Here is a 24569-nt window from a genome sequence, read left to right as displayed (position 1 = left end):
TGCCAGCTTTTGGCAGCCGGATCGAGCGCCTTCCGGCCCATGCGTTGCACCATCAGGCAATGTCGCTTCAGCGCATTTCGGTCTTTGGCCGAGTCTTCGTCGATTGCCGCTTCACACGTGCAAACTTGCTACGGAAGGGGCCGCCAACACTCTTGTTGCTCAATGAGACGACTTCAGCTTTGAGGACGGCAAAGGGATCAAAACGTGGCTCGTATTAATGCCGTATTTCTTGATCTTTCCGCCATTGAAAAGCAGCTGTATGGAGTCCGTTGCCTAGAGGCGTTCGTTCAGACCTATGAGATCCAGCATCCTTCCGTGGACAGACTGCTTGATCACCTGAGGAGCATTGGAGGGTACAGTTTCGGTCGCTGGGAGCGAGCAGGCGCCTTGCTGCCCTTGAATGGCAGAGGAGATCCGGCACCTTCGGATCTGATCGAGGAGTTGCCCGAAGACTTAAGGCCGGATTTTTTACGTCTGGTCGATTCAGTCGTGGAAATCGGGATGGTTGATGCGTATGCGGTAGATTCAATAAGTCCTCTTCGATTTCTCCTTCAAGCAGTGGCGATTCTGGAGGTGCATGAGGTGCCGTTGCCAGCCCTGGATTTTGGAAGCAGGAGGCGGAAGTGAACGAAGCATCGTGTGCCCAAGTCCATGAACTCCTTGATGAATTCGTCCAATCAATAGGTCGGGACGATAGACGAGTACTGCAACGGAAATTCGATGTCTCTGAAACGATTGCCGAAGAAATAAGGGAATCGATCTACGGGTATTATCCCGCCGGAAATTTTTCGCTTGGAATAGCTCCTTTGGAGCTTGCGTTCTCGAAGGGTAAAGACGGGAGACCCAATATCGAGTTTTTTCGAATGCTAGATGAAATCAGTTGGGGTGCGGAGTGCGTTATCTGGAACAAGGGGGAGCCCGGCGAGGCGATCTTGCACGTTGATTTTGTCTGTGAGAAACGCGAATTGAAGCTCCGGTATAGAAACATAGACTCGTGAATGCCAAGGTGACACTGGCTTGTCCGGAGAGGGCAAGGAGGACCTGTACCTCGACCGTGCGAAAACTCCGCCGCACTCCGGGTTTCCGATAACTAAATCCACTTGATTTAGTCGCTCCCCTGTCCGATAGTCTCCCTGCGCCCGGATGCCACGCCCATCGATGGCGCGCATCCGGATCCCAAGACCGCAGGCGCACGCCGTCTGCCCACGGAGACACACACATGCTCAGCTCCCGCTCCCTCCTGGCCCTGGCGGCCATGTCCCTGGCTGCATCGTCGGCCGCCTTTGCCGCCGACCAGCCGGTCATCGGCCTGGTCACGAAGACCGAAACCAATCCGTTCTTCGTGAAAATGAAGGAGGGCGCGCAGGAAGAAGCCAAGAAGCTCGGCGCCAAGCTGCTTTCGGGCGCGGGCAAGGCGGACGGCGACAACGCGGGGCAGATCACGGCGATGGAGAACATGATTGCCGCCGGCGCCAAGACCATCCTCATCACGCCGAGCGACGCCAAGGCCATCGTGCCGGCGATCAAGAAGGCGCGCGACAAGGGCATCATGGTGATCGCGCTCGACAGCCCGGCCGATCCGCCGGACGCGACCGACGCGCTCTTCGCCACCAACAACTACACGGCCGGCGTGCTGATCGGCGAATACGCCAAGGCCGCGATGGCCGGCAAGCCGGCCAAGATCGTCGCGCTCGACCTGCTGCCGGGCCACCCGGTGGGCGCGCAGCGGCACAACGGCTTCATGAAGGGCTTCGGCCTGGCGGCCAACGACGCCAAGTCGAACGAGCTGTCGAAGTCGCCTGAAATCGTCTGCATGGCCGACAGCTTCGGCGATCAGGCCAAGGCGCAGACCGCCATGGAGAACTGCCTGCAGAAGGCGCCCGACGTCAACCTGGTCTACACCATCAACGAGCCCGCCGCGGCCGGTGCCTACAACGCGCTGAAGCGCGCCGGCAAGGAGAAGGGCGTGCTGATCGTCTCGGTCGATGGCGGCTGCCAGGGCATCAAGGACACCAACGCCGGCGTGATCGCGGCCACCTCGCAGCAGTACCCGCTCAAGATGGCGGCCATGGGCGTGGCGGCGGGCGTGGAGTACGCCAAAACGGGCAAGAAGGCCTCGGGCTATGTCGACACGGGCGTGACGCTCATCGCCGGCAAGAGCGTGGCGGGCGTCGACAGCAAAGACACCAAGACCGGCGCCGAGCTGTGCTGGGGCAAGAAGTAAGCAAGGCCCGGAGCACCTGATGGCGAAATCTCCGACGCACCACATTCCGTGGGGCGCCCTGGGGCCGTGGCTGGCCCTGCTCGGCGCATGCATCTTCTTTGCGACCCAGTCCGACCGCTTCCTCACGGGCGGCAACCTCTCGCTGATCATGCAGCAGGTGATGGTGGTCGGCGTGATCGCCATCGGCCAGACGCTGATCATTCTCACGGCGGGCATCGACCTGTCGTGCGGCATGGTGATGGCGCTGGGCAGCATCATCATGAGCAAGTTCGCCACCGAGCTCGGCCTGCCGGTGCCGGTGGCCATCCTGTGCGGCGTGGGCGTGACGACGCTGTTCGGGCTGCTCAACGGCCTCCTGGTCACGCGCATCAAGCTGCCGCCTTTCATCGTGACGCTGGGCACGCTGAACATCGCGTTCGCGATCACGCAGCTGTATTCGTCCTCGCAGACCATCACCGACCTGCCGGCCGGCCTCACGGGGCTGGGCACCACCTTCACCATCGGCGGCGCCGAGGTGGCATGGGGTGCGGTGCTGATGCTGGTGCTGTATCTGCTCGCGTGGTTCGTGCTGCGCGAGACGGCCGCGGGCCGGCACATCTACGCCGTGGGCAACAACGCGGAAGCGACACGCCTGGTCGGCATTCCCACCCAGCGCGTGCTGCTGGGGGTGTACGTGGCCGCGGGTGCGCTCTACGGCATTGCCTCGCTGCTGTCGGTGGCGCGCACCGGCGTGGGCGATCCGAACGCGGGGCAGACCGAGAACCTCGACGCGATCACGGCCGTGGTGCTGGGCGGCACCAGCCTCTTCGGCGGCCGCGGCGTGGTGCTGGGGTCGCTCATCGGCGTGCTCATCGTCGGCGTGTTCCGCAACGGGCTCACGCTGATGGGCGTGTCCTCGATCTACCAGGTGCTGGTGACCGGCGTGCTGGTGATCCTTGCCGTGGCGGCCGATCAACTTTCGCGCCGGGGAGCCCGCTGATGAACGCCGTGGCCAATACCCAATCCGCCAAGATCGTGATGCAGGCCCGGGGCCTCGTGAAACGCTACGGCCAGGTGACGGCGCTCGACGGTGTCGACTTCGAACTGCGCGAAGGAGAAATCCTCGCGGTGATCGGCGACAACGGCGCGGGCAAGTCGTCGCTGATCAAGGCGCTCTCCGGTGCGGTGGTGCCCGACGAGGGCGAGATCCTGCTGGACGGCGCGCCGGTGCATTTTCGCAACCCGCTCGATGCGCGCCGCGCCGGCATCGAGACCGTCTACCAGGACCTGGCCGTGGCGCCGGCCATGACCATCTACGAGAACCTCTTTCTCGGCCGCGAACTGCGCCGCCCGGGCTTCATGGGCAACGTGCTGCGCATGCTCGACAAGAAGAAGATGCTGCAGGAAAGCGCCGCGCGCATGGCCGACCTCAAGGTCGGCATCCAGTCGATGACGCAGGCGGTCGAGACGCTCTCGGGCGGCCAGCGCCAGTGCGTGGCCGTGGCGCGCAGTGCGGCCTTTGCGCGGCACGTGGTGATCATGGACGAGCCCACGGCCGCACTCGGCGTGAAGGAGGGCAACATGGTGCTCGAGCTGATCCGCCGCGTTCGCGACCGTGGGCTGCCGGTGGTGCTCATCAGCCACAACATGCCGCATGTGTTCGAGGTGGCCGACCGCATCCATGTGGCGCGGCTCGGCAAGCGCGCGGCCGTGCTCAACCCGAAGAAGATCAGCATGAGCGACACGGTGGCCGTGATGACCGGCGCCATGACCGCCGACCAGCTGCCCGCGGAGGCCCATGCCTGATGCACAAGCCTCTGCAGCCGTTGGCTTGCGCCCGCCCGACCTGCTGCGCCCGCGCGGCTCCAACCAGGTCGGCATGCGCCAGTTCAACGAGCGTGTGGTGCTGCAGGCCCTGCGCGTTCACACCAGCCTGCCCAAGGCCGATCTCGCCCGCCTCACCGGGCTGAGCGCGCAGACCATCGGGCTCATCACTGCGCGGCTGGAGGAAGACCAGCTCATCGTGAAGCAGGGCCGCGTGCGCGGCCGCATCGGGCAGCCTTCGGTGCCGCTGGCGCTCAACCCCGACGGCGCCTTTGCGATCGGCATCAAGGTCGGCCGGCGGGGCGCCGAATGGCTGCTCATCGACTTTGCCGCGCAGGTGCGCGAGCGCCACGCCATCACCTATGAGTTTCCCGACGCGGAGCACCTGCTGCCCGCGATCGCTGCGCACATCCACCGGCTGCGCGACGGACTCGGCCCGCTGGCGGCACGCACGGTGGGCGCGGGGCTGGCTGCGCCGTTCCAGCTCGGCGGCTGGCACCGCACGCTCGGCCTGTCGAAAGCGCAGTCCGACGTGTGGAACCAGATGGACCTGGCCGCCGAAGTGCGGGCGCGCACCGATGTGCCCGTGGGCTACGCGCGCGACACCGTCGCGGCCTGCGTGGCCGAACTGGTCACCGGACGGGGCCACGACCTCAAGAGTTTCCTGTATGTGTTCGTCGACACCTTCGTGGGCGGTGGGCTCGTCATCAACTCGCACCTGCATACCGGCGCACACGGCAATGCGGGTGCGCTGGCCTCGCTGCCCATGCAGCCCGCTGCGGCCGGGGGCGGTCCCGCGCAACAGCTGATTGCCGAGGCCTCGCTCTGGGAGCTGGAACAGCGCCTGCGCAGCGAAGGGCTCGATGCCACCGCGGCCTACGACGACCGGGCGTTGCAGGGGCCCTATGCGGCCGCGACGCAAGCCTGGCTTGCATCGGCATCGCTCGCGCTGGCCCATGCCATTGCCAGCGGCACGGCGGTGCTCGACCTGGCCGACGTGGTGATGGACGGCTCCATGTCGCGCTCATTGCTGGACGCGCTGCTGGACCAGACGCGCGCGGCCTTGGGCCGGTGCAACTGGGAAGGCCTCTGGCAGCCGCGCCTGCACGGCGGACGAGCAGGTGCGCAGGCCTGCGCGCTGGGCGGTGCGATGCTGCCGCTGCACGCCAACTTCGCGCCGGACCACGACGTGTTCCTGAAGGCGGCCTGAGCCGCCGGGTCGGCTAAGGCCTCGCCGCGGCGTGCAGGGTCCGTGGGAATCGCAGCGTGCTTGCGCTGGCGCCTGCGGGACAAGGTCCGTCGGAATAGGCCGCATCGCCCTCGGGCATCACGCACTTGTGCACCTCGACGAAGACGGGCGCAGCATCGGCGCGCAACTCCGCGGGGGCCGCGGAAGGCGCCGCCGGGGTCTCGAAGGATGCGTTCGCGAGCGATGCACGGCTAGGCGCCGGCCAAGCTGGTTGCTGGTATGCCCGTGCCGATGCCTCAGGCGGCGGGGTGCGAGGCGGCACGGGAGCCTCGACGGAAGCCGGCATGACGGCGGGCGGCAAGGTCGGCGCCCGCGCGGCGCTCTCTGCCACGAGGTCTTTCAAGGTCACGTAGAAGAGAAACATCGCGACCAATGCCACCGCCAGGCAAGGTGCCCAGTAGCGCTGCGAGTCCGAGCCCGATCGGTGCGTGGCGCCCCGCGACTTCGTCGCTGCGCCCATGCTCAGCTTGTCCATCGTGTGTTCCATGCCCATGACTGAAGCTCCTTGTTTGGTGTTCAGGCATCGTGGTGGACGGCTTGCGTCACGGCTGTAGGCCGGCGCCATGCGCAGCTTCGGAATTCATCCCGAAAGCGCCGTGGACAAAGCCGCACCGGAGGGCCGAGGGTGTCTCGATAATGAGATCCACTTGTCGACAACCCGAAAACAATGAGCTCCGCAGATTTTCTTTTCGCACCCGAGGTGCAAAAGCTCTTGATGGTCGCCTACGCGGCGCCCGACCAGCCGTTTTCCAGCAGCGAACTCGCCCGGCGTTCCAGGCTCGACCCCGAGGACGCAGCGCGCACCCTCGAACACCTCGTGAAAAGCGGCATCCTGAAGAAGCGGAAGCCGGGGGCAGGCGCGGCCGACACAGACGAGGTGGCCGACACCGTCTCGATCGACCCCGCCTTCCTCTTCCACGACGAACTGCGCAGCATCGCGCTCAAGTCGTTCGCCGCCGCCGAGCCGGTCCGTTCAATGCTTCGCGCCAAGTTCAAGGAGTCTGTCGTGCGCGCCTTCATGCTGGGCGAGGACGAAGATGGCACGATCGAACTCCTCGTCGTGCACGGCCAGTCGACGCCCGACGAAGCCGCCATGACGCAAGCCTGCCGCAAGCTCTCCAAGAACATCCACAGGCACCTGAAGGTGCACGTCATCTCGCATGCCAGCTTCAACAACCTGGCGTCGCGCGATCCGCTCGCGCGGAAGCTCGCGGCACCCGGCGTGCTCGAGCTCATCGCGCTGGGCGATACGAAGGCTTTGCTCCCCGTCGAGCGCGTGGGCCTCTTGCAAAGCGCGAAGAACAAGCTGGCAACGCTGTCGCGTCCGTTGGCGTGAGTGCGCGGTGCGGGTAGGCCGAGATGCCCCGCGGCATCAAGGCTTCCAGCGACGCAAGCCGAGTGTGTCCGCGAGGGCCTGGTAAGCCGCGATGCGGGCCTGCACGTAGTCGTCCAGCGCGGCGCCGGTGAGTGCAAATGGATAGAGGCCGTGCCGTTCGCGCAAGGCCGCGTAGCCGGGCGCGGCGGCGGCCTCGGCGAATGCGGCGGTCCATGCGCGCACGGCGGCGTCGGGCACGTTCGCGCTGAGGTACAGGCCGCGCACGGTCGGCCACACGATGTCCACGCCTTGCTCGCGTGCGGTCGGCACGCCGGTGAGCGCACCGCCCAGCCGCGTTTCCGACAGCACGGCCAGCAGGCGGACCGCCGCGCCGCCCGCAATGGCCTGCAACGCCTCGGCCGCGTCCCCCGGGAACACGTCGACGTGCTTGCCCTGCAGCGCACCCAGCGCGTCGCCACCGCCCTCGAAGGAGACGAAGCGCATGGCCTTGTGATCGCGCCCTGCGGCGCGCACCAGCAACGCGGCCTTCACCCAGTCCTGGCTGCCGACCGTGCCGCCCGCGCCGAAGGCCGTGCGCGAGGGCTCCTGCCGCAGGGCCGCGACGAGGTCCTGCAGCCGCTGGTAGGGCGAGTCGCGGTGGACCGCGATCACGCCGTAGTCGGTGCCCAGCGTGGCGATCCAGCGCACGGCCGAAGCGGGATGCGGGCCGAAGCGGCCCTGCGCGAGGTTGAGCAGCGAGCCGCTGGAAAACGCGACCAGCGTGCCCGGCCCGCCGAGCTGGCCGGTGGCGATGCGGTCGAACGCGACCGCGCCGATGCCGCCCGGCAGGTAGCGCTGGGCCAGCGGCGGACGCGCCGGGCGAACCGCCTGCAGCGCATCTCGCGCGAGCGCGCAGGTGAGGGCGAAACCGCCACCCGCCTTGGCCGGGATCACGCAGTCGGCCGCCGCCAAAGAGGGATCGCCGGATTGCGCCACAGCCAGGCGGGCGATGCCGGGGACCAGCAGCGCGCACAGCGCGCGCAGCGCGTGGCGGCGGTCAAGGAAGGCAATCTGCATGGGTCGGCCCCTCAGCTGGCCGCCGGCCGCGGCCACCAGATGATCGCATGCAGCCCCGTGGTGCCGGGCCGGGCTTCGAGCCGCAGCTCCCCGCGGTGACGGTGCGCGATGGAACGCGCAATGGCGAGCCCGAGGCCGAAGCCCCCCTTGCCCGCACGCGCGCCGCGGCTGAAGCGCTGGCCCAGTGTGCCGCGCTCTTCGTCTCCCAGGCCAGGGCCGTCGTCCTCGACGTTGAGGCTCCAGCCTGCGGCATCGCCGGCTGCGAAGAGGGTGATGGTTCCTTCGGCCGGCGTGTAGGCGATGGCGTTCGCCACCAGGTTGACCAGGGCTTCGCGCAGCAGGCCGCGGTCGGCCACTGCAAGAAACTCCGGCGAAGGCGAATGGATGCCCAGGTCGATGCGCTTGGCCCGTGCGAGCGGGAGCAGGTCGACGGCCACTTCGCGCAACAGCGCTGCAAGGTCGAACTCGGCCGGTTCCACCGCCACCGTGTCGCTGCGGCCGAGCGCGAGCAGTTGCTGGGCGCTGCGCGTGGCGCGGCCGATCTCGGTGCCCAGCGCATCGAGCGCGGCCCGCACCTGCGCCGGGTCTTCCTCGCGCCGGGCGTAATCGGCCTGCATCTGCAGCGTGGTCAGGTGCGTGCGCAACTGGTGCGAGGCATCGTCGAGAAACTGGCGCTGCTGGGTCACCAGGTCCTGCGTGCGCGACATCTGCTGGTTGACCGCATCCACCAGCGGGCGCACCTCGGCGGGCAGGTCGGTGGCGGCGATGCGCGTCAGGTCGTCGGGCCTGCGGGCCTGCACCTCGCGCGCGAGCCGCGAGAGCGGCCGCAGTGCCGCCGCCAGTGCAAGCGCGGTGCCGCAGAACAGCATTGCCAGCACCAGCCCGTCGCGCAGCGCCGCGCTGCGCACGAAGCGCGTGCTGAACTCCTCGCGCGAGCGCGTGCTCTCGCCCACCTGGATCAACACACTGCGGCCGCTGCTGCCGGCGGGTGCGCGGTCCAGGTCGCGCCGGTAGGCTGCGAGCCGCACGGCCTCGCCGAAGTAAGCCGCGTCGTAGAAGGCCGGCACGCCCATCGCCAGCTGGGTGGGCGGCGCGGGCAGGTCGGCGCTGCCGAGCTCGACGAGTCCATCGGACGTCGCCACGCGAAAGAAAACCTGGCCGCTGGCCGTCAGCTCGAAGAACTCGAACATCGTGTAGGGCAGTTCGACCGAGAGACCGCCCGCGGCCGTGGAGATGTTGGCGTCGATGGATTTCAGCGCGCCCAGCAGCGAGCGGTCGTACGCCGCATTGGCGGCGGCCAGCGCGTCGTGCCTCGTCATCCACAGCTCCAGGCCCGTGACCACCAGCAGCGCAGGGAACAGCAGCAGCGCGAGCCGCTGCCACAGGCTCGCGCGGCGCAAGCGGTTGGCAACGACCCTTGCGGCGCGCACTCAGTCCGCCTCCAGCACATAGCCGAGCCCGCGCAGCGTGACGATGCGCACGCCCGCGCCGTCGAGCCGCCTGCGCAGCCGGTAGACGAGCACTTCGATGGCCTCGGGGTGCACTTCCTCGTCGTCTGAAAACACCCGCTCGAGGATCTGCTGCTTGGACAAGGGCTCGCCGCTGCGCTGCACCATCACGCGCAGCACGGCCAGCTCGCGCGGCGACAGCGCCAGCGCTTCGCCCTTCAGCGTGAACTGCCGGCGTACGCCGTCGTACACCAGCGGGCCGCATGCGAGGCGCGGATGCTCGGCGCCGCGGGCCCGGCGCACCAGCGCATGCAGGCGCGCCTCGAGTTCGGCCAGGGCAAAGGGCTTGGCGAGGAAATCGTCGGCACCGGCATTGAGCGAGGCGACGCGCTCGTCCAGCGAATCGCGTGCCGTGAGGATCAACGCCGGCAGCCGCTGGTCGCGTTCGCGCAGCCGCTGCAGCACCGTGTGGCCGTCCATGCCGGGCAGGCCCAGGTCGAGCACCAGCGCATCGTGCTCGCGCTGCTGCAACGCGCGGTCCGCCAGCCGGCCATCGTCCACCCACTCGACCTGGATGCCCGCATGCTCCAGCGCCTTGCAGAGCCAGGTGCCCAGGGTGTGTTCGTCTTCGGCCAGCAGGATGCGCATGGCGCGATGCTAGAGGCTCGGCAATCAGTCCGGCTTGATGTTTGCCCTTGCGATCACCTTTTGCCAGCGGGCCTGCTCGGCGGCGATGAACTGCGCGAACTGCTCGGGCGTGCCGCCAATGGCCTCGGCCGCATCGGCGGTCAGGCGCTGCATCGAGTCGGGCGACTTCACGGCCTTCATGGTTTCGGCCGACAGCTTGGCGAGGTTCGCAGGTTCGATGTTGGCCGGGGCGAGCATGCCGTACCACTGCGTCATCTCGAAGCCCGGAAAGCCTTGCTCGGCCACGGTGGGCACGTCAGGCAGCTGCGGCAGGCGCTTGGCCGAGCCGGTCGCGATGCAGCGCACCTTGCCGGCCTTGATGAACTGGAGGACCGCCGCCGCGCCGATGGCCGAGGCATCGAGCCGGCCCGAGAGCAGGTCGGTCACCATCGGCCCGGTGCCGCGGTAGGGCACGTGCAGCATGAAGACGTTGGCGGTCATCTTCAGGTATTCGAAGGCCAGGTGGCCCGCGCTGCCGTTGCCCGCGGAGCCGTAGCTCAGCTTGCCGGGCTTGGACTTGGCATAGGCGATGAACTCCTTCAGGTTCTGCGCCGGCACGTCGGGATGCACCACGTAGAGGCTCGGCACCTTGGCCAGCAGGCTCACGGGCTTGAAGTCCTTGTTGGCGTCGTAGGGCAGCTTGGCGAAGATGTACGGGTTGACGGCCAGCGTGCCGATGTGGCCGAGGATCAGCGTGTGCTGGTCGGTGGCGCGCGCCACTTCGCTCATCGCGATGTTGCCGGCCGCGCCCGGCTTGTTGTCGACGAAGACGCTCTGGCCCAGCGTGCGCGAGAGCTCGGCCGCGGTGGAGCGCGCCACGATCTCCGAGCTGCCGCCGGGCGCAAAGGGCACGACGAAGCGCACCGATTTGCTGGGCCAGCCGGCCTGGGCCGATGCCATCGAAGGCAGCAGGCCGCCCAGGGCCAGCGCGCTGCCGCCCTGCAGCCACTGGCGCCGCGTGGGCTGCTGGTCGTTCATGAAGTCGTCGGACATGGTGCTTGTCTCCATCGTTTATGTTCAAGAAAACCTGCATCCTGCCCGACCGAGGCTGTCGGGAAGCTGTCAGCTCAAATCAGGTTGCGCATGGCCTGCGCCGTCTCGCGCAGCACCGGCAGCACGCGCGCCACCGCGTCTTCGGAGCTTTCGTGGCCCATGGGCATGGTGATGTTGAGGGCGCCTACCAGCGTGCCGTGCCGGTCGCGCAGCGGCACCGCAATGCCGCGCGAGTTGAGGTCGAGCTGCTGTTCCGACAGCGCCCACCCCTGCGCGCGGATCCGCGCGAGTTCGAGCTTCATGCGCTCCATGCTCGCGATGGTGTAGGAGGTGAACACCTGCAGCTGCCGCGTCGCCAGCCACGCGGCCAGCTCGGCCTCGGCGCGCAGCGCGAGCATCAGCATGCCGGCAGCCGTGACCTGCGCCGGCACGCGCGCGCCCAGCACGTAGCCGGTGCTCATGCTGCGGTTGGGGCCGTTGCGCGCGATGTAGACCACCTCGTCGCCATCCATCACGCTCAGGTAGGCGATCTCGTGCGTGCCCGCCGCCACCCGCTGCAGAAAAGGCTGGACGATGCGCGGCAGCCGCGCCGAGTCGAGGTACGACTGCCCCAGCCGCAGCACGCGCGGCGTGAGCCAGAACAGCTTGCCATCGCTGGCCACGTAGCCCATGTGCTGCAGCGTGAGCAGGTAGCGCCGCGCGGCCGTGCGCGTCATGCCGGTGCGTTCGCCGGCCTGGCTCGCGGTGAGGCGCGGATGGGCGTCGTCGAAGGCTTCGATGATGCTGACGCCGCGTTCCAGCCCGGCGATCCAGTCGCGCTTGTCCAAGCCGGGCGGCGCGGGAGAAAGATCGGCGGAATCGGTGCTCATGGGCGGAAGTGTGCCGTTGCGGCGGGGCATACCGGGGAAAGGCTGGGTTGGGATAAACCCGGGTTTTGTACGATTAACGAACGCCTCGGAACGATTGTCGAGAAAATCAAGGGTCGCACGAGGGTGGTTGGCACGGCGAGGTGGATAAAGTCCGGCTTGGCAATTGGCGTGGGAGCGATTGCCGCACAAAAAGAGGCACGACATGACCACCTCCATTTCCGGCAGCACCCTGGCGTACCTGATCCCCGGCGACCCCGTGCGCAACGTGCGCCTGCCGAGGCTGTTCAATGCCGTCTTCGAGCGTTTCGGCATCGACGCGGTATTGCTGCCCGTGCAGGTGCCGCTGCGCGACTTCGCGGTGTTCTTCAAGTCGGCCTTCCTGGCCCGCAACGTGCGCGGCATGGTGATCGCGCCGCCGCACAAGCCGCTGGTGGTCGACTTGCTCGACGGCTGCGGCCTGTTCGGCCGCGTGGCGGGATCGGTCAACGTGGTGCGCCGCATCGAGAACAACGAGCTCGAGGGCGACCTGTTCGACGGCGAAGGCTTGCTGGGCGCGCTCGACCACTTCAACATTCCGTTCCGCGGCAAGCGGGTGCTGATCCTGGGCGCGGGCGTGAGCGCGGCGGCCATTGGCGTCGCGCTGGCCGAAGGCGGCACGGTCGATGGCGCCGAGCACATCGCCTTCTATGACACTTCCGCCGGCAGGGCCGCGGGCGTCGCAGCCAAGCTCGACGCATTCTTCGACGCCGGCGTGTCGGTGGTCGACAGCAACGCACCCGAAGGCTACGACCTCGTGATCAACGCCACGCCGCAGGGCCTGGACGAGAGCGACCCCTTGCCGGTGGACGTCGCTCGCATGGACCCCCATGCCGCCCTGTTCGACATCCTGCTGCGCAACCAGCCGACGCCGCTGGTGCGGGCGGCGCGCGCGCGGGGCCTCAACGCGCAGGCCGGCTTCGAGATGCTGATCCAGCAGATGCCGCACTACCTGGCGTACTTCGGGCATGCCGACGCGGCGCAGGGCGTGCGCGACGACGCCGGCTTCCTGCGCGAGATCGTCTATCCGCCGGCCATGCACGCGGAGATCGCAGCGCCATTGCGCTATCACTCCGACAACGTCGCCTGACAGCGCAGTCGCAACACGGCCGAGCCGAACGCATTCAACAGGAATACAAGCAATGACAAGAATCTTCTCGTGGTACCGCCGCGGACTCGAAGGGCTCATGGCGCTGATGCTGGCCATCAAGCATCCGCAGGAAGGCGTGCGGAGCACAGCATGATCACCGGCAAGACCACCCTCGTCGCGCACCTTGGCTTTCCCACCGAAAGCTTCAAGGCGCCGATGATCTACAACCCCTGGTTCGAGAAGCAGGGCATCGATGCGGTCGTCGTGCCGATGGGCGTGAAACCCGAGGACTATCCCGCGGCTTTCGCCGCGCTGTTCCGGCTCACCAACATCCGTGGCGCGCTGGTGACCATGCCGCACAAGATCACCACCATGGGCCTGGTCGACGAGGTCACGCCCACGGCCCGGATCGCCGGTGCCTGCAATGCGGTGCTCAAGCGCGCCGACGGCACGCTGCTGGGCGACCAGTTCGACGGCGCCGGCTTCGTGCGCGGCGTGCTGCGCAAGGGCTGCGCGCTCGAGGGCGCGCGCGTGCTGGTCTCCGGCAGCGGCGGCGTCGGCTCGGCCATCGCGGCGTCGCTGGCCGCCGCCGGCGTGGCGCACCTTGCGCTCTTCGATGCGCACGCGGCCTCGGCCGATGCGCTGGCCGGGCGGCTGCGCGCGCACTATCCGGCGCTGGGCGTGTCCACGGGCTCGAAGGACCCGGCGGGTTTCGACGTGATCGTCAATGCCACGCCGCTGGGCATGAAGGAAGGCGACCCGCTGCCTTTCGACGTGGAGCGCATCGCGCCCTCGGCCTTCGTCGGCGAGGTGGTGATGAAATCCGAGTACACACCGCTGCTGCGCGCCGCGCTGGACAAGGGCTGCGCGGTGCAGGTGGGCACCGACATGCTCTTCGAGATGATTCCCGCGTACCTGGAATTCTTCGGCTTCGGAACCGCGACGGCCGACGCACTGCGCGCCGCAGCGAAGATCAGCTATTGAGGCGTTCACCATGAGTATTTTCGAAGGCTTTCTCTCCACGTCCGAAACCCTCTCCGCCTTCAGCGACCACAATTTCGTCGACGCCATGCTGCGCTTCGAGGCGGCGCTGACGCGCGCACAGGCCGCGCTCGGGCTGGTGCCGGAATCGGCAGCCCATTCGATCGTCGGCAGCTGCAAGGTCGAGCTGTTCGACGTGGCCAAGATCGTGCGCGACAGCGGCCGTGCCGGCAGTGTCGCGATCCCGCTCGTCAAGGCCCTGAAGGAGGCCGTGGGCGTGTTCAATCCGCAGGCCGTGCCCTTCGTGCATTTCGGCAGCACCAGCCAGGACGTGATCGACACGGCCATGGCGCTGGTCACGCGCGAAGGCATCGCGCTGATCGAGACCGATGTCGACCGCGCCATCGAGGCGCTGCTGCAGCATGCCACCCGGCACGCAGCCACGCCGATCCTGGCACGCACGCTGATGCAGCCGGCGTCGGTCACCAGCTTCGGCCTCAAGTGCGCCGGCTGGGCCGCGCCCCTGGTCCGCAGCCGCGAGCGGCTGCGAAGCGCGGCGCGCCACGCATTGAACGTGCAGCTGGGCGGCGCCGTCGGCACGCTCGCGCAAATGAAGGGGCAGGGCCCCGCCGTGGTGCAGCGCGTGGCCGACGAACTCGGCCTCGGCAATGCCGGCGCCACCTGGCACACACAGCGCGACGAATGGGTCGCGCTCGGCTGCGAACTGGGCCTGCTCACGGGCAGCCTCGGCAAGATCGCACGCGACATCTCGCTCATGGGCCAGTACGAGGTCGGCGAGGCGGCGGAACCCACCGAGCCGGGCCGCGGCGGTTCCTCGGCGATGCCGCACAAGCGCAATCCCGTGGCCGCGATGGTGGCGCTGGCCGCAGCCCAGCGCGCGCCCCAGCGCGTGGCCGCGCTGCTGGCCGCCATGCCGCAGGAGCACGAGCGCGCCCTCGGCGGATGGCAGGCCGAACTGGCCGAATGGCCGCAACTGCTGATGTCGGCGCACGGCAGCGCACGCGCGCTGGCCGGTGCATTGCCGGGCCTGCAGATCGACGCGGCGCGCATGCGTGCCAACATCGACACCCTGCGCGCCGAACTGCCGCGCGACGCCGCCGACGAATGGTTCGACCCGGCGCTGGCCGGGCCCGCCGGCGAAACGGCGCTCCGGCAAGTGGCGGGCCTGCGCGCCCAACTGACCGCGAAAGACACCTCCCGATGACCGATCAACAGCCAGGCACCCCGCCCGCGAACGACTACGAAGCCGGCCTCGTCAACCGCCGCCGCGTGCTGGGCGACCCATGGGTCGACAAGTCGCTGGCCAACCGCAACGAGTTCAACGCCGAGTTCCAGGAACTCATCACTCGCCATGCCTGGAACGACATCTGGGGCCGGCCCGCGCTGGGCGACAAGACGCGCCGCTACATGGTGCTGTCGATGATGCTGGGCATCCACGCCTACGAAGAGTTCGCGATGCACGTGCGCGCCGCACTCGACGGCCCGCCCGAGTCGCGCCTCACGCCCGACGACATCAAGGAAGTCATCATGATGGCGGCCATCTACTGCGGCGTGCCGGTGGCCAACCATGCCTTCGGCATTGCCACCAGCATCCTGCGCGAGAAGGGCCTGCTGCCTGCGGCGGGGAAGTGACGCCGCAGGGGTTGCCCGAGCGGCGCCGGTTCGAGGCCGGCTTTGGCCTGCTGTTGCCGCTGCTGCTCGCTGCGCAGCCCGTGGCCACCGACAGCTACCTGCCGGCGCTGCCCGCCATCGCCAGCGAACTGGGCTCGGCCAGTACCAGCCTCACGCTGTTCGTGCTGGCCTTCGGCTTTGCGCAACTGCTCTGCGGTCCGCTGGCCGATCGCTTCGGCCGCCGGCCCGTGCTGCTGGCGGGCCTCGGCTGCTACGTGGCGGCCGCGCTCGGCGGTGCTCTCGCCGGCAGCGTGCCGGTGCTTGCGGGCTGGCGCACGCTGCAGGGTTTTTCGATGGCCGCCATCCTCGTCTGCGCGCGCGCCGCGGTGCGCGACCTGTACCCCGCGCACGAAGGACCGCACGTGATGGCGCGCGGGCTCACGGGGCTCGGCGTGGTGGGTCTGCTGGCGCCATTGGTGGGTGCCTGGCTGGTGCAGGGCGCCGGCTGGCGCTGGGTGATGGCGTCGATGGCGCTCTATGCGCTGGTGCTCCTTGCGCTCTGCTGGCATTCGTTCGGCGAAACGCGCCGGCCGCTGTCCGGTGACGTCTCCGCGCCGCGCGGCAGTGCACGCGCCGTGTTCGCGAGCCGCAGCTTCCGCGCCTGGGCTTCGTTGGCTGCCACCACCTACGGCGGCCTGTTCTGCTTCCTGCTGCTGTCGCCGATGGTCTATATCGGCTACCTGGGCTGGTCGCCCGCGATGTACGGCTGGATCCCTGCGGGCGGCTCGCTGGTCTACATCTTCAGCACCACGATGTGCCGGCGCCTGCTTCGCAAATACGGGCCCGTGCATACCGTCCAGCTGGGCGCCACGCTGAGCCTTGCGGGCGCAACGATCCAGGCGCTGGGCTGCTGGCTCGCGCCGCACAGCGCGGTGCCGCTGCTCGCGGGCCACGCGGTCTATTGCCTGGGCCACGGCATCCACCAGCCCTGCGGGCAGGCCGGCGCGGTAGGCGACCTGCCGCACCTGGCAGGTCGGGCCGTGTCGTGGTCGGGCTTCGGCATGATGATGGTGGCGTTCTGCGCCGGGCAACTTGCGGCACAGTTCGTCGACGAGGGTTTTTCGAACGGAGCCTGGCCGATGGTCGCGCCGCTGCTGCTCGCGGGTGGCGTGCTGCTGGCGATCGCGTTCCTCTGGCTGCCGCGTCTTCAACATCCAATCAAGAAGGAATCACCATGACCCGCCTGAATGTCGTCCGCGAAGGCAGCGGCCCCTTCGTCGTGCTGAGCCATGCGCTGGGCTGCGACCTGCACATGTGGGACGGCGTGGCCGAGCAGCTGTCGCGCGGCCATACCGTGATCCGCTACGACCACCGCAACCACGGTGGCTCCGAGGTGGTGCCCGGCGCGCTGCGTGTCGAGACGCTGGCGCAGGACGTGGCCGGGCTCATCCAGCGCGAGGCGGGCGGGGAGCCGGTGCACTTCGTCGGCCTGTCGATGGGCGGGATGACGGCCCAGGCGCTGGCGGTGCGGCATCCTGAACTGCTGCGCAGCGTGGTGATCGCGAACTCGTCGGCCCACTATCCCGACGCGTCGCCCTGGCGCGCCCGGGTCGAAACCGTTGCCGCCAAGGGCGTGGCCGCCATTGCGCCGGGCGCGGTGGCGCGCTGGCTCACGCACGGCTTCGTCACCACCGGGGAGGGCAAGGCCGCGGCCCAGGCGCTGCACGACGTGCTGGTGCGTACCGATCCGCAGGGCTACATCGAGAGTTGCAACGCCGTGGCCGCCATCGATTTTCGCGACAGCAACCGCCGCATCGCCGTGCCGACGCTGGTTATAGCCGGGCTGCAGGACGAAGCGACGCCGCCGGCGATGTCAGAAGCCATCGTGGCCGCCATTCCCGGCGCCCGCCTCGCCACCATCGACGCGGCGCACCTCAGCGCGGTGGAGCGGCCGGTGGAGTTTGCTCAGCTGCTGATCGATTACTGGCGCAGCCTCTGAAAAAGCGTGTTCCGCGACGCGGCGTCGGGCCTAGGTCTAACCCCTGTTTCGTGCGAACAATGAACGTAAGCGTTCGATGATCGAACGCGGGCGCGGCGCAAAGCATTGTGGCGGGCGGTCGGGGTTCCTACAGTCACCCCCATGCATCGCTCCATTGCCACCGTCTCCCTCAGCGGCACGCTGCGCCAGAAGCTCGAAGCCGTCGCGGCCGCGGGGTTCGACGGCATCGAGTTGTTCGAGGCCGACTTCGTCAACTTCAAGGGCACCGCTGCCGAGCTGGGCCGCATTGCCGCGGACCTGGGCCTCTCGATCGACCTGTACCAGCCGTTCCGCGATTTCGAGGCCATGCCCGAGCCGCAGTTCCGCCGCAGCCTGGAGCGCGCCGAGCGCAAGTTCGACCTGATGGAGGCGATGGGCGCACCGATGGTGCTGTGCTGCTCGAACACCTCGCCGCTGGCCATCGACGACCCGGCGCTGGCCGCGGCCCAGTTGCATGAACTGGCGGAGCGCGCCGCCCGGCGCAACCTGCGCGTGGGCTTCGAGGCGCTGGCCTGGGGCCGCTTCACCTCGCTCTACGGCCAGGCCTGGAACATCGTGCGCGAGGCCGCTCATCCGAACCTCGGCCTGATCCTCGACAGCTTCCACACGCTGTCGCTGAAGGACGATCCCGCAGGGATCGCGGCCATTCCGGGCGACAGGATCTTCTTCCTGCAGATGGCCGACGCGCCGCTGCTGGCGATGGACGTGCTGCAGTGGGCGCGCCACCACCGCTCGTTCCCGGGGCAGGGCGACCTGGATGTGATCGGCTTCTTTGCGCAGGTGCTGCGCGCCGGTTACACCGGGCCGCTGTCGCTCGAGATCTTCAACGACATCTTCCGCGAGACGCCCAACCGCCGCACCGCGGTGGATGCGATGCGCTCGCTGCTGTACCTGGAGAGCGAAGCCCGGCTTCGGGTGGCAGCGGCCGCCGCTGCCCCTGCGCATGCGCGGCCTGTCGCGCTGTTCAGCCCGCCCGCCGCGCCGGCGCTGTCGGGCCTGTCGTTCATCGAATTCGCCGCCGACGAGGCCTCGGCCCTCACGCTCGGAACGCTGCTCGGGCAACTCGGTTTCCGCCGCGCGGGCCGCCACCGCTCCAAGGCCGTGGTGCTGTACCGCCAGGGAGAGATCAACCTGATCGTCAATGCGCAGCCCGATTCGTTCGCGCGCAGCCGCTTCGACGCGCACGGCACCTCGGTCTGCGCGCTGGGCGTGCGCTGCGCCGATCCGCAGGCCGCCGTCGACCGTGCCACCGCCATGCGTTCGCAGCGCCACGACAGCCCCGTCGGCCCCGACGAATTGCGCGTGCCCGCCATCGTGGCGCCGGGCGGCAACCTCATCCATTTCGTTGCAGAGTCGCTGGGCACCAATGGGCTCCATGAGGCCGACTTCATCCTCGAGGAACAGGCACCGGATGCTGCCCCGGACGTCGGCTTGATGCGGATCGACCATGTGGCACTGGGCCTTGCGGTGGACCAGCTCGACACCTGGGTGCTGTTCACGCGTGCCGTGCTGGGGCTGGAGCCGGGCGAAAGCCTGGAGCTCGCCGATCCCTTCGGGCTCATCCGCAGCCGGGGCGTGGCCAATGCCGACCGCAGCGTGCGGCTGGTGCTCAACGTGTCGCTGAGCCAGCGCACCCGCACCGCGCGCACGCTCAGCGTGACCGGCGGCGGCGCGGTGCACCACATTGCGCTGTGCTGCGACGACATATTCGACAGCGTGGCGCGGCTGCGCGCCGCGGGCACGCGCTTCGTGCCCATTTCGGACAACTACTACGACGACCTGGCCACGCGCATCGACCTGGACCCGGCGCTGCTCGCACGACTTCGCGCATCGGGCGTGCTGTTCGACCGCTCGCCCGCGGGCGACTACCTGCACATCTACACCGAGAACATCGAAGGCGGGCTTTTCTTCGAACTCGCACAGCGCACCGCGGGCTACGACGCCTACGGCGCACTCAACGCACCTGCGCGCATGGCATCGCAGGCGCAGGCATAGATTTTTTTTCGTCAACCCTGGAGACAAACCATGGCATCCATCACGGCCCACGAGCCGAAAGGCAGGCACCAGTCGAAGAAGGCCACCGCGAGCGGCTGGATCGGCTCGGCGCTGGAGTACTACGACTTCTTCATCTACGCCACGGCGGCGGCGCTGATCTTCCCGCAGATCTTCTTCCCCAAGGGCGACCCGCAGATCGCGATCATCGCGTCGCTCGCAACCTACGGCGTGGGCTATGTCGCGCGGCCGATCGGCGCACTGCTGCTGGGCCACTGGGGCGACACGCACGGCCGCAAGACGGTGCTGATCGTCTGCATGTTCCTGATGGGCTTCTCGACCATCGCCGTGGGCCTGCTGCCGACCTACGACCAGGTCGGCCTGTGGGCGCCTGCGCTGCTGGTGGTGCTGCGCCTGATCCAGGGCTTTGCCGTGGCCGGCGAGATTTCGGGCGCAAGCTCGATGATCCTGGAGCACGCGCCTTTCGGGCGGCGCGGCTTCTTCGCGAGCTTCACGCTGCAGGGCGTGCAGGCCGGCCAGATCATGGCGGCCGCCGTGTTCCTGCCACTCGCGCACTACATGGACAAGGACGCCTTCAACGCATGGGGCTGGCGCATTCCGTTCCTGCTGAGCTTCATCGTCATCGTGGCCGGCTACATCATCCGCAAGGAAGTGGACGAGACACCGGCCTTCACCGAGGTCGACAAGAGCGGCAAGGTGCCGAAGGCGCCGGTGATCCAGGCCGTGACCGAGAGCTGGCGCGACATGCTGCGCGTGCTGCTGTGCTCGCTGATGAACGTGATCCCGGTGGTCGCGACCATCTTCGGCGCCGCCTATGCGGTGCAGCCGGGCTACGGGATCAACTTCGAGAAGGACATCTACCTCTGGATCCCGGTGATGGGCAACATCCTGGCCGTGATCGTGATCCCGTTCGTGGGCAACCTGTCGGACAAGGTCGGGCGCCGCCTGCCGATCGCCGTGGGCGCCATCGGTTCGGGCCTGCTGTCGTTCGGCTACCTGTACGCCATCAGCATCCACAACGTGCCGCTGGCCATCGTGATGTCGCTGCTCATGTGGGGCGTGGTCTACCAGGGCTACAACGCCGTGTTCCCGAGCTTCTATCCGGAAATGTTCCCCACGCGCACCCGCGTCTCGGGCATGGCGATCTCGCAGAACATCGGCACCGCGATCACCGCGCTGCTGCCGGCGCTGTTCGTGGCCGTCGCGCCCCCCGGTGCGGCCAACATCCCGCTGACCGTCGGTGCCATCACGCTGGCGATCTGCGCCATTGCCGCGGTCTCGGCCCTGACCGCGCGCGAAACCTACCGCGTGCACATGAACGACCTGGGCAAGCCCGATGCGGTGCCGGTCGACAAGCCCGAGTACGACCGGCTGCGCGAGCAGACGCTGGTGGACGCCCGCCTTGCCAAGGCAGCCGCCTGAAGACCTTGCGCGCACAAAGGGCGTCGGCGCCATGAAAAATGGCGCCCATGACTTCCCATCTCAAGATCGATTTCGTCTCCGATGTCTCCTGCCCCTGGTGTGCCGTGGGCCTCGGCTCGCTCGAGGCGGCGCTGCGGCGCGTGGCGCCCGACGTCACGGCGGAACTGCACTTCCAGCCCTTCGAGCTGAATCCGCAGATGCCGGCCGAAGGGCAGGACACCTTCGAGCACCTGAACCAGAAGTACGGCTCGACCCGCGAGCAGCAGGAACAGTCGCGCGAGATGATCCGCCAGCGCGGCGCCGAGGTGGGCTTCGAGTTCAGCCCCGAAGGCCGGCCGCGCATCTACAACACCTTCGATGCCCATCGCCTGCTGCACTGGGCCGGGCTCGAAAACCCCGCCGCGCAGGTCGCGCTCAAGAAGCTGCTGCTAAAGGCCTACTTCACCGAGCGGCAGAACCCCTCGGACCCGGAGGTGCTGGTGCGCGCAGCGGCCGAGGCGGGGCTCGATGCGGCGCGTGCCCGCGAGATCCTGGCGAGCGGCGAGTTCGCCCGTGAAACCCGCGAGCGCGAACGCATGTACACCGATGCGGGCATCCACTCGGTGCCCGCCATCATCATCAACGACCACCACCTGATCTCGGGCGGGCAGCCCGTCGAGGTGTTCGAGAGGGCGCTGCGCCAGATCGCCGGCGCGGAGCCCAGCGCTGTGGCCGCCGCCTGATCGGGGAGCGAGGGGGCGCAATGCGGAAGGGCGGGCTGAACGTCGCAAAATAGCGTTCGCGCGCACGCACACCGACAAGGAATTCATCCCATGGCATCCTCATTGCAGCACCTCCTCGGCATCGAATTGCCGCTGATCCAGTCGCCCATGGCGGGCGTTCAGGGCAGCGCCATGGCCATTGCGGTCAGCAACGCGGGTGGGCTCGGCTCGCTGCCCTGCGCCATGCTCGGCCCCGATGCGATGCGCAGCGAACTGGCGGCGATCCGCACCGCCACCGGCAAGCCCTACAACGTCAACTTCTTCTGCCACACGCCGCCCGAGCCCAGCGCCCAGCGCGAGGCGGCATGGCGCGCCGCGCTGGCGCCGTACTACGCCGAATTCGGCATCGATGCGGCGGCCATCCCCACCGGTCCGGGCCGCAACCCCTTCAGCGCCGAGGTGGCCGGGGTGCTGGCCGAATTCAGCCCGCCGGTCGTGAGCTTCCATTTCGGCCTGCCGCCCGAGCCGCTGCTGGCGCAGGTGCGCGGATGGGGCGCGAAGATCCTCGCGTCGGCCACCACGGTCGAGGAAGCCCTGTGGCTCGAGTCCCGGGGCGTGGACGCGGTCATTGCCCAGGGCCTGGAGGCGGGCGGCCATCGAGGCCACTTTCTCTCGCACGATCTCACGGCGCAGCTCGGCACCTTTGCGCTGTTGCCGCAAGTGGTGCGCGCGCTGCGGGTGCCGGTGATCGCCGCGGGCGGCATCGCCGATGCGCAAGGCGTGGCGGCCGCCATGGCCCTGGGGGCTGCCGGCGTGCAGGTTGGCACTGCCTACATGCTGTCGCGCGAAGCCACCACCAGCGCGCTGCATCGCGCCGCGCTCAAGAGCGAGGCCGCGCGCCACACCGCGTTGACCAATCTTTTCACGGGCCGGCCCGCGCGCGGCATCGTGAACCGCGTGATGCGCGAGCTCGGGCCCATCGGTCCGGCCGCGCCCGAATTCCCGCTCGCCACCTCGGGCATCGCGCCGCTGCGCGCCAAGGCCGAGGCAGCGGGCAGCGGCGATTTTTCGCCGCTGTGGTCGGGGCAGAACGCGACCGGCTGCCGGGAGCTGCCGGCCGCCGAGATCACGCGCGCGTTGGCGCAGGGCTTCAAGCCGCTTGCCGGTTGAAGACGCCATGGCGCACCAACAACTCCACCTGCCTTTCAAGTTTCTCGAGCAGCCCGCCGGCCCCGGCGTCCGCGAGCCCTGGCTGATGGTGCTGATGCACGGCGTCGGCAGCAACGAGCAGGACCTGTTCGGTCTCGCGCGTCTCATGCCGCCGCAGTTCCATGTGCTGAGCCTGCGCGCGCCCTACGTGCTCTCGCCCGATGCGTATGCGTGGTTCGAATTCCAGGTGCTGGCCGATGGCGAGCGGCGCATCGATGAAGAGCAGGAGCGCGAAAGCCGCTTCCTGGTCGGCGAGATGATCGCCTCGGCATCGCAGCAGCTGGGCGTGCCGCCGGAGCGCGTGGTGGTCGGCGGCTTCAGCCAGGGCGGCATCATGGCGCTGTCGCTGCTGCTCACGCAACCTTCCAAGGTGCGCGCTGCGATGGTGTGGCACAGCCGGTTGCTGCCGCAGGTGGTGCCGCACATCGCGCCCCCGGAGGCCTTCGAAGGCAAGGCGCTCTGGGTGAGCCACGGCAGTGCGGACAACGTGATTCCGCCGAGCGCCGCAGCGGCCTCGCGCGAGTTGGCCCGCGGCCTGCCCCTGGCGCTTTCGGGCGGCGATTTTCCCGGCGGCCACGAAATCCGGCCGGCCGAGCTGCAGGGCTCGATGGCGTGGCTGCAATCGCTTGCAGCAGGCGTTAACACGCCGTAGCGACTGGACTCCTCGCGCGCCCAGCAGGTCACAGGGCGTTACGAGGAAGCGGCCTTGGTTCGGGCTCTGGTGGTGCACCATAGCTCCTGGCCTTTCACCGCAATCCTCCGAAAAGGAAGCCGCTCCCATGTCCGACAGAGACCCGCCCGAAATCCGCGAAGTGCCCGAGTTGCGCGACGCACCCGCTTACAGGCCGCGTCGCGAATCTTCGGTTGGAACCCTCATCGTCATCGTGCTGCTGGCGATCGCGGCGGCATTCCTAGGCTGGCGCTGGTACCAGCAGCAGCACCCTCTGCACGTGGAGCAGCTACCCGTGGCCGCCAGCGCGCCCAACGACGGCCCGGTGCCTGAGCCACCGCCCGCACCGATGCCCGAGTCGCTGGAGCCGAAAAACCCCATCGATGCGATCGCGCTGCCCGCCTCCGGGCTCCCCAAGATCGCGGATTCGGACACGCGCGTGATGAAGGCGCTGGTCGACCTGATGGGCAGCAAGAACGTGGCCGACTTCCTGCAGTTCGAAGGCATCGTGCGCCGTACCGTGGCCACGGTGGACAACCTTGCGCGCGAGCAGGCGCCCGCGAGCACATGGCCGGTGCAGCCCACGCGCCAGCGCTTTACCACCGCAGGCAAGGGCGAGGCGCAAACCATCGCGCCCGCCAACGCCGCGCGCTACACGCCCCTGGTGCAGATGGCCGAGTCGATCAACCCGGCCAAGGCGGCCAAGACCTACGCCCAGCTCTATCCGCTGTTCCAGAAATCCTACGAGGAGCTGGGCTTTCCGGGCCGCTATTTCAACGACCGGCTCATCGCGGTCATCGACCACTTGTTGCAGGCGCCCGAACCCGCCGGAGCGGTGCAGGTGCGCCTCGTCCAGGTGAAAGGCAATGTGTCGTCGCAGCGGCCCTGGGTGCGCTACGAGTACGCCGATCCGCAGCTCGAATCGCTCTCGTCCGGCCAGAAGATCATGGTGCGCATGGGCTTGGAGAACGAGCGCCGGATGAAGGCCAGCCTGCGCGGCTTCCGCGAGCAGATCGCCACCGGCGAGATGCTGAAGAAGAAGCAGCAGCGCTGACCATGGCGCCGTGTAGGCGCGGGCCGATTGCGTGCGGCGCGGATGCCGGGGATGATCT

At 68.4% G+C, this 24569-nt stretch carries 25 protein-coding genes; 19 read left to right on the top strand and 6 right to left on the bottom strand.

Translation table 11 applies throughout. The features are described 5' to 3' along the window. The first annotated feature begins 204 nt into the window (after nucleotides 1-204). The 6 genes from ABID97_RS19785 (at nucleotide 205) to ABID97_RS19760 (ending at nucleotide 5237) form a co-directional block, all read left to right on the top strand. Complete coding sequence (locus ABID97_RS19785; RefSeq protein WP_354400197.1) at nucleotides 205-627, top strand: hypothetical protein; 423 nt, start codon at nucleotides 205-207, stop codon at nucleotides 625-627. Continuing rightward, entirely contained in the window at nucleotides 624-998 is a 375-nt protein-coding gene (locus tag ABID97_RS19780) for a hypothetical protein (RefSeq protein WP_354400196.1), read from the top strand. Before ABID97_RS19785 ends, ABID97_RS19780 begins: the two co-directional genes overlap by 4 nt. Before the next feature lie 221 nt (nucleotides 999-1219). Next, the gene (locus ABID97_RS19775; RefSeq protein ID WP_354400194.1) at nucleotides 1220-2224 is read left to right on the top strand and encodes a sugar ABC transporter substrate-binding protein; all 1005 of its coding nucleotides are present in this window, start codon (nucleotides 1220-1222) and stop codon (nucleotides 2222-2224) included. A 19-nt stretch (nucleotides 2225-2243) separates the two neighbouring features. Next, nucleotides 2244-3203, top strand: coding sequence for an ABC transporter permease (locus ABID97_RS19770; protein ID WP_354400193.1), 960 nt, complete (start codon nucleotides 2244-2246; stop codon nucleotides 3201-3203). Then, entirely contained in the window at nucleotides 3203-4009 is an 807-nt protein-coding gene (locus tag ABID97_RS19765; protein ID WP_354400191.1) for an ATP-binding cassette domain-containing protein, read from the top strand. The genes ABID97_RS19770 and ABID97_RS19765 overlap by 1 nt, the downstream gene beginning before the upstream one ends. Continuing rightward, a complete protein-coding gene (locus ABID97_RS19760; protein WP_354400190.1) occupies nucleotides 4002-5237 on the top strand; it encodes an ROK family transcriptional regulator in 1236 nt (411 codons plus the stop codon). Before ABID97_RS19765 ends, ABID97_RS19760 begins: the two co-directional genes overlap by 8 nt. A gap of 13 nt (nucleotides 5238-5250) precedes the next feature. On the opposite strand, the gene ABID97_RS19755 is transcribed toward ABID97_RS19760, so the two are convergent. Further along, nucleotides 5251-5769, bottom strand: a complete 519-nt coding sequence (locus tag ABID97_RS19755) for a hypothetical protein (protein WP_354400189.1) — start codon at nucleotides 5767-5769, stop codon at nucleotides 5251-5253. 174 nt (nucleotides 5770-5943) lie between these two features. Here ABID97_RS19755 and ABID97_RS19750 point away from each other — a divergent pair, with 174 nt between their 5' ends. Beyond that, entirely contained in the window at nucleotides 5944-6612 is a 669-nt protein-coding gene (locus ABID97_RS19750; protein ID WP_354400188.1) for a hypothetical protein, read from the top strand. A gap of 36 nt (nucleotides 6613-6648) precedes the next feature. Here the strand turns inward: ABID97_RS19750 and ABID97_RS19745 are convergent, their stop codons facing one another. The 5 genes from ABID97_RS19745 to ABID97_RS19725 form a co-directional block, all read right to left on the bottom strand. Next, the gene (locus ABID97_RS19745; RefSeq protein WP_354400187.1) at nucleotides 6649-7668 is read right to left on the bottom strand and encodes a Bug family tripartite tricarboxylate transporter substrate binding protein; all 1020 of its coding nucleotides are present in this window, start codon (nucleotides 7666-7668) and stop codon (nucleotides 6649-6651) included. 11 nt (nucleotides 7669-7679) lie between these two features. Continuing rightward, nucleotides 7680-9098: a sensor histidine kinase gene (locus ABID97_RS19740; RefSeq protein ID WP_354400186.1), complete on the bottom strand. Its 1419-nt coding sequence runs from the start codon at nucleotides 9096-9098 to the stop codon at nucleotides 7680-7682. Then, nucleotides 9099-9764, bottom strand: coding sequence for a response regulator (locus ABID97_RS19735; protein WP_354400185.1), 666 nt, complete (start codon nucleotides 9762-9764; stop codon nucleotides 9099-9101). It abuts the gene before it with no gap. A gap of 24 nt (nucleotides 9765-9788) precedes the next feature. Beyond that, entirely contained in the window at nucleotides 9789-10796 is a 1008-nt protein-coding gene (locus ABID97_RS19730; RefSeq protein WP_354400183.1) for a Bug family tripartite tricarboxylate transporter substrate binding protein, read from the bottom strand. A 74-nt stretch (nucleotides 10797-10870) separates the two neighbouring features. Continuing rightward, complete coding sequence (locus ABID97_RS19725; protein WP_354400182.1) at nucleotides 10871-11665, bottom strand: IclR family transcriptional regulator domain-containing protein; 795 nt, start codon at nucleotides 11663-11665, stop codon at nucleotides 10871-10873. A gap of 202 nt (nucleotides 11666-11867) precedes the next feature. On the opposite strand from ABID97_RS19725, the gene ABID97_RS19720 reads away from it, so the two are divergent. From ABID97_RS19720 to ABID97_RS19665, 12 genes are all read left to right on the top strand, one after another. After that, the gene (locus ABID97_RS19720) at nucleotides 11868-12791 is read left to right on the top strand and encodes a shikimate dehydrogenase family protein (protein ID WP_354400180.1); all 924 of its coding nucleotides are present in this window, start codon (nucleotides 11868-11870) and stop codon (nucleotides 12789-12791) included. A gap of 150 nt (nucleotides 12792-12941) precedes the next feature. Next, nucleotides 12942-13775 carry a shikimate dehydrogenase family protein gene (locus ABID97_RS19715; protein WP_354400178.1) on the top strand — a complete coding sequence of 278 codons (834 nt, stop codon included), beginning with the start codon at nucleotides 12942-12944 and terminating at the stop codon, nucleotides 13773-13775. 10 nt (nucleotides 13776-13785) lie between these two features. Further along, entirely contained in the window at nucleotides 13786-14997 is a 1212-nt protein-coding gene (gene pcaB, locus ABID97_RS19710) for a 3-carboxy-cis,cis-muconate cycloisomerase (protein ID WP_354400177.1), read from the top strand. After that, nucleotides 14994-15425 (top strand): carboxymuconolactone decarboxylase family protein, encoded by a 432-nt coding sequence (locus ABID97_RS19705; RefSeq protein WP_354400176.1) that lies wholly within the window; start codon nucleotides 14994-14996, stop codon nucleotides 15423-15425. Before pcaB ends, ABID97_RS19705 begins: the two co-directional genes overlap by 4 nt. Continuing rightward, on the top strand, nucleotides 15422-16642 hold the full coding sequence (locus tag ABID97_RS19700) for an MFS transporter (protein WP_354400175.1): 1221 nt from the start codon (nucleotides 15422-15424) through the stop codon (nucleotides 16640-16642). The genes ABID97_RS19705 and ABID97_RS19700 overlap by 4 nt, the downstream gene beginning before the upstream one ends. Further along, nucleotides 16639-17403, top strand: coding sequence for an alpha/beta fold hydrolase (locus ABID97_RS19695; protein WP_354400173.1), 765 nt, complete (start codon nucleotides 16639-16641; stop codon nucleotides 17401-17403). Before ABID97_RS19700 ends, ABID97_RS19695 begins: the two co-directional genes overlap by 4 nt. A gap of 141 nt (nucleotides 17404-17544) precedes the next feature. Further along, the gene (locus ABID97_RS19690; RefSeq protein ID WP_354400172.1) at nucleotides 17545-19437 is read left to right on the top strand and encodes a bifunctional sugar phosphate isomerase/epimerase/4-hydroxyphenylpyruvate dioxygenase family protein; all 1893 of its coding nucleotides are present in this window, start codon (nucleotides 17545-17547) and stop codon (nucleotides 19435-19437) included. A 30-nt stretch (nucleotides 19438-19467) separates the two neighbouring features. Then, nucleotides 19468-20877 (top strand): MFS transporter, encoded by a 1410-nt coding sequence (locus tag ABID97_RS19685; RefSeq protein WP_354400170.1) that lies wholly within the window; start codon nucleotides 19468-19470, stop codon nucleotides 20875-20877. Nucleotides 20878-20915: 38 nt separating this feature from the next. After that, nucleotides 20916-21599, top strand: a complete 684-nt coding sequence (locus tag ABID97_RS19680) for a DsbA family oxidoreductase (protein ID WP_354400169.1) — start codon at nucleotides 20916-20918, stop codon at nucleotides 21597-21599. Nucleotides 21600-21689: 90 nt separating this feature from the next. Further along, nucleotides 21690-22748, top strand: a complete 1059-nt coding sequence (locus ABID97_RS19675; protein WP_354400168.1) for an NAD(P)H-dependent flavin oxidoreductase — start codon at nucleotides 21690-21692, stop codon at nucleotides 22746-22748. A 7-nt stretch (nucleotides 22749-22755) separates the two neighbouring features. After that, nucleotides 22756-23439 (top strand): alpha/beta hydrolase, encoded by a 684-nt coding sequence (locus ABID97_RS19670; protein ID WP_354400167.1) that lies wholly within the window; start codon nucleotides 22756-22758, stop codon nucleotides 23437-23439. 127 nt (nucleotides 23440-23566) lie between these two features. Next, nucleotides 23567-24511, top strand: a complete 945-nt coding sequence (locus tag ABID97_RS19665; RefSeq protein WP_354400165.1) for a DUF3014 domain-containing protein — start codon at nucleotides 23567-23569, stop codon at nucleotides 24509-24511. The last annotated feature ends 58 nt before the right edge of the window (nucleotides 24512-24569 follow it).

Origin of the sequence: Variovorax sp. OAS795 (assembly GCF_040546685.1) — a bacterium.
In the GTDB taxonomy this organism is placed as follows: Bacteria; Pseudomonadota; Gammaproteobacteria; order Burkholderiales; family Burkholderiaceae_C; genus Variovorax.
Note: the sequence above shows the minus strand (reverse complement) of the source record. Positions and strands in the feature narration are given on the sequence as shown.